Below are 3,768 nucleotides of genomic sequence, written 5' to 3'. Positions count from 1 at the left end.
GCACCGATCACCTCCTCAGACCCCCGCCAGACAAACCCAAAAACCACAACCAGTTGGTCTTCAAATGGACCGGAAATTAAACCGGACAGCAGTGGCTCGGAGGCCGGGATGACGGAGAGGTTTGCAGGCCACGGATAACGTACATCTCGCTGAACCGATGGTTTCTCTGTACCATAAGACGAGGCTGCGAACCCCGTCCTCGTCTTTTTCGTCAGGGGGCAGTCCCATTGAAAACGGCAGATTGCCGTGTTCAGTGCGGGAGGGACAGCGTGATGCGGCTGGCGCTGTCCAGAAGCGCCGGCAGCACCTTTTGGACGATGTCCTCCATGGTGTAGCGGGGGCTGGGGCAGCAGACGTTCAGGGCGGCGATCACGGAGCCGGTGCGGTCGGCGACGGGAACCGAGATGGAGCGCAGGCCGATCTCGAATTCCTGGTCCACCAGCGAATAGCCTTTGGCCCGGGCTTCGCGAATGGCGCTGCGCAGCTTCAGCTTTGACGTCACCGTGTTGTCGGTGATCTGCTCGAGCTTCAGCCCCTCAAGAACCGCGTCTAGTTCCTCAGGCTTCAGGGCGCCCAGAAGCACGCGGCCGGAGGACATGCAATAGGCCGGGGCGCGACTGCCGAGCTCGATGGAGACGTTGATCACCCGCCTCGACTTGGCCGCCGCGATGTAGACGGTGGAATCGCCATCCAGCACCACGCAGAAGCAGCTTTCCTGCAGCTTGTCGGCCAGGTCGTTGAGGACCGGCTGAACCACTTCGGGCAGGCTCATCGACGCAAGCGCCGAGAAGCCAAGCTCCAGGATCTTCGGCCGCAGGCTGAAATATTTCCCGTCGAGATCGGCATAGCCCTCGCGCACCAGCGTCAGCAGGAACCGCCGGGCGGCGGCCCTGTTCATGTCCGCCTGCTCGGCGACCTCGCTCAGGGTCATGCGCGGCTTCGACCGCGTGAATGTCCTGATGACATCGAGGCCGCGTGCAAAGGAAGTGACATAGTCACGGGCATTTTCGTCTTCGACCACCGCTTCTTCGGCCGACTTCGTGGTTTTGGCGGCTGTAGCCATACGTTCTGCTCGCGTCCTTGCTTGCCTATCCCTGGTATTCGATTAGCGGTCAAAAGCACCCGTTGCAAGCGCTTGAGGCCGTTTTCGAACACTTGTGCACCAACGATGCCTTACGTAGCTCACGTCCTACTCATCCTGTGCGCAAACGGGCCAAAGCCTGTTCTCTGCGCGCCAGATGAAAGGCGAAGGGCTGCGGCAGGATGGATTCTGCCGCCGGCACCCCAAGCTCCCGCGCAGCCCGATAGGCGAAGGCGGGGTCGGCGAGAAGTTCGCGTCCCAAGGCCACCAGATCCGCATCGCCATCCTCAAGGATCTTTTCCGCCAGCGCCGGCTCCATGATCATGCCGACCGCCATGGTTGCGATATCGGCCTCCCGGCGGATGCGCGCGGCATAGGGCACCTGATGGCCCGGAAACTGCGGCGGGCCGCTGCGCGCGATCGGCCCGCTGATCCCACCGGTGGAGACGTCTATCACATCGGCGCCCGCGGCCTTGAGCCGTTGGGCAAGCCGCACCGTATCCTCGATCTGCACACCAGAGGGATCATGATCGACGGCCGAGACCCGCCAGAACATCGGCATGCCCGCGGGGATCGCAGCGCGGACGGCTTCCGTCACCTCAAGGGCAAAGCGGCTGCGGCCTTCGAAGGAGCCGCCGTAGGCGTCCGTTCTGCTATTGGCCAGCGGCGAGAAAAAGCTGTGGATCAGGTAGCCGTGTGCGCCGTGGATCTCAACGAAGTCGAAGCCTGATGTCACCGCACGGCGGGCCGCCGCCGCAAAGGCTTCGACGAGGTCGGCAATCTCGCTCTGCGTGAGTTCATGGGGCACCGGCCATCCCTCCGCCGGGGCGGTGGCGCTCGGTGCCACGGTCTGCCATGCCTGTGGCGAGCCAGAGGCTGCCAGCGGACCAGCCCCATCCCATGGTAGGGCGGCGCTTGCCTTGCGTCCGGCATGGGCAAGCTGAATGCCGCTTGGAATGCCATGGGTCCTGTAGAGCCGCGTGATCTCCGCCATTCCGGCAATCTGCCCGTCATGCCACAGGCCGAGGCAGCCGGGCGTGATGCGGCCTTCGGCAACCACGCCGGTCGCCTCGATCACCGCTCCACCGACGCCACTCAGCGCAAAACGCGCATGATGCGCCCGGTGCCAGTCCTGCACCAGTCCGTCAGTGGCCTGGTATTGGCACATGGGAGACACGACGATCCGGTTGGGAAAACGCACATTGCGGATCTCGAAGGGTGTAAAGAGCTTTGCTACGGTCACGCGGGATTCCTTGACTGACAGGCGTCTGCGGGGATTGATTTGGAATGTTCATTATGCGAACAAATGTTATCATAGCGAACGAAATCAGCCAAGGCTAGCATTGGCAGGTTTCGACTGGCATTTGGTATAGGCAATGACGGACGTAATTGTAATTGGTGGCGGATTGGCGGGATGCGCAACCGCCTACTATCTGGCGAAAGACGGCGTCGCGGTCACCCTGTTGGAGCGTTTCGACCTGAACACCCTGGCATCCGGCTCCAATGCCGGCAGCCTGCATGCGCAGATCCCCCACGACCCCTATGCGCGGATGGGAGACAGCTGGGCGGAAAGATACCGTCCGGCCGTCGGCCTGCTGGCGAAATCCATCGAAATGTGGCGCGACTTGCCGCGCGAGCTGGATGCCGATCTGGAGGTGAAGCTCGGCGGCGGGCTGCTGGTGGCGCGCACCGCTGCGGATATGCGCGCAATTGAAGCCAAGGCGCGTCACGAACGGGCTCAAGGGCTGGATGTCAGGCTGTTCGATCGCGCCGATATTGCCCGCGAAGCCCCCTATGTGTCCGAAAGCATGATCGGCGGCGCCTTCTGTCCAGACGAAGGCAAGGCCAGTCCCTTTGCCGCAACGCTTGCCTATGCCCGTGCGGCGACGGCGCTTGGCGTCACCATTCATCGCCAGACGACCGTGCTTGGCATTGAACGCGAGGGCCAAGGCTTCGCCGTGGTCACGGACAAGGGAAGGTTTGCGGCGCCTCGTATCGTCAATGCCGCCGGCGCCGATGCCGGACGCGTGGCGGCAATGCTTTCGATCGACCTCGGGGATGTCCAGGGGTTCCCGATCCAGGTCAGCGCCACGGAAAAGGTCGGGCCGCTGATCCCGCACCTTCTCTATTGCGCCAGCGACCGGTTGACGTTGAAACAGAATGGTGTCGGCTCGCTGTTGATCGGCGGCGGCTGGGAGGCGGATATCGGCCCCAACGGAACGCCAGTGGCAAACCTGGACAGCCTGCGACGGAACATGGCCGTCGCGCTGTCCGTGGTGCCGGCACTGTCGAACATCAGCATCGTCAGGACCTGGGCTGCGATCGTCAACGGCACGGAAGACTGGATGCCGATCCTGGGCGAAATACCGCGGGAGCCCGGCTTTTTCCTGAACTTCTTCCCGTGGATGGGCTTTACGGCGGGACCGATCGCGGCCCGCATCATGGCCAATCAGGTTCAGGGAAAGCCGGCGCCGTTCGACATCGACATGACGCCGTTTCTGCCGCGCGGCTGAGGCCAGCTCGAGCCGGCCTCCAGACTGCTGACAAACCGTCAGTTCAGCAACGTTGTTATCCGTAGCCTACAAACTTATCCGTCATGCCGGCCCCCGATGTATAGCCTTGATACATACCTGACAGATGTTCGGAGACATGCCTGACACTTCCTGGATTGTGATCCTGGAGGTCTT

The 3,768-nt window shown here is 62.6% G+C and carries 3 protein-coding genes; 1 reads left to right on the top strand and 2 read right to left on the bottom strand.

Annotated elements, in window-relative coordinates; all coding sequences use genetic code 11:
- Nucleotides 1-250: 250 nt before the first annotated feature.
- Both B9A97_RS29060 and B9A97_RS29055 read right to left on the bottom strand, forming a co-directional pair.
- Nucleotides 251-1,063: an IclR family transcriptional regulator domain-containing protein gene (locus tag B9A97_RS29060; protein WP_084369310.1), complete on the bottom strand. Its 813-nt coding sequence runs from the start codon at nucleotides 1,061-1,063 to the stop codon at nucleotides 251-253.
- 130 nt (nucleotides 1,064-1,193) lie between these two features.
- A complete protein-coding gene (locus B9A97_RS29055) occupies nucleotides 1,194-2,324 on the bottom strand; it encodes an NADH:flavin oxidoreductase/NADH oxidase (protein WP_084369309.1) in 1,131 nt (376 codons plus the stop codon).
- A 133-nt stretch (nucleotides 2,325-2,457) separates the two neighbouring features.
- On the opposite strand from B9A97_RS29055, the gene B9A97_RS29050 reads away from it, so the two are divergent.
- Complete coding sequence (locus B9A97_RS29050; protein WP_084369308.1) at nucleotides 2,458-3,594, top strand: NAD(P)/FAD-dependent oxidoreductase; 1,137 nt, start codon at nucleotides 2,458-2,460, stop codon at nucleotides 3,592-3,594.
- Nucleotides 3,595-3,768 lie beyond the last annotated feature (174 nt).

Source organism: Rhizobium sp. RU36D, assembly GCF_900176345.1.
In the GTDB taxonomy this organism is placed as follows: domain Bacteria; phylum Pseudomonadota; class Alphaproteobacteria; order Rhizobiales; family Rhizobiaceae; genus Allorhizobium.
Note: the sequence above shows the minus strand (reverse complement) of the source record. Positions and strands in the feature narration are given on the sequence as shown.